The following is a 1072-nucleotide window of genomic DNA, read 5'->3' as shown; positions in this document are numbered from 1 at the left end:
GCACAATATCGGGTTTTATGTCATTGATGGTTTGATTGGCGTCTCGCACAAACTGCAGAAGCCCACCTTCCACCCATTTCGTTTGAGCAAAAACATCGTGATTGCTGTCTTTGGTTAAATCATTGTGACGCGCTCTAGCAAGCAAAAAGTGTTCATACGGTTCATGTCGAGATGAATGTACATAGCTGTACAGTGCGGTTTGAACACCGCCACCAAAGGCTTCGGTAATATGCAGTACTTTTTTCATGCTGACTTTGTCCCTGGAGTTTTTAACCACTTGGTTTTGAAAGCTTCTCGTTCTTGCTGCGAGTAAATATGGCGATAAAGCGGTAAGTCATACATGTAAAACAACTTAGAAAAATCGTAATGCTGTTTAAAGTATTGGTGGATGTTGGAATACCATTTGTTCTTTGCTTCATTGCTGTTTTTCAGAACAAAGTTGTCGACATTTAGGAAGTCTCCAATCTCTTTGTCGAGGGAACTCAGTTGCTCGCACTTAATGAGAATGACGCTGGCTTTGTCATTGTTGAACGTGAAAAATGGTTGAGTGTTATCGATCTCTTGGCGCATGACATCGATGCTGAAGTTACGTTTTAGCTCGTTATCGAACCAATCTGCGAAGTAGTTCAGGTTGATGTAGTTATCAAAGCAATGCTCGAGATGCTTGTAGGTCACTTCCATATCGCGGTGGATGGCGTCGTTCTTTTTGCCTTCGATAAATTGCAGATGCAAATCTTGGAAAAAACGGGAGAAAACTGTCGCAATCGGGTCACGGATTAATGTAACGATCTTGATTTGCTCGCGCTTATGCAAAATGCGCTTGCGTTGATTCAGAACCAAACGGTACATCGCGCGATTTTTAAAATCGAAGAATTTACTCACATCCTTTTTGTTGTGGTACATGTGAAATTCTTCATGATCGTCAAACGTGTGGATGTGATAGCTCGGAATATTACGCGCTTCCAAAGTATGCTCGATAGACGATGAGCCCACTTTCCCCATTTGATACACCAAGATGAAGTTATCAGCCCGAAGTTCTCGGTTCTTTTCAAATTGTCGAGCGATAGAGTAT

Annotated in this window: 1 protein-coding gene and 1 pseudogene; both read right to left on the bottom strand. The window is 42.0% G+C overall.

The genetic code is table 11. The features are described 5' to 3' along the window. Positions 1-247 (bottom strand): annotated as a pseudogene (locus R8O70_RS26145) (capsular biosynthesis protein); the annotation flags it as partial. Next, the coding region (locus R8O70_RS26140; protein WP_318184578.1) for a putative capsular polysaccharide synthesis family protein at positions 244-1072 on the bottom strand (829 nt) is incomplete at its 5' end. The gene R8O70_RS26140 and the pseudogene R8O70_RS26145, both read right to left, overlap by 4 nt.

The organism is Vibrio sp. 779(2023) (assembly GCF_033344285.1).
Lineage (GTDB): Bacteria > Pseudomonadota > Gammaproteobacteria > Enterobacterales > Vibrionaceae > Vibrio > Vibrio alginolyticus.
Note: the sequence above shows the minus strand (reverse complement) of the source record. Positions and strands in the feature narration are given on the sequence as shown.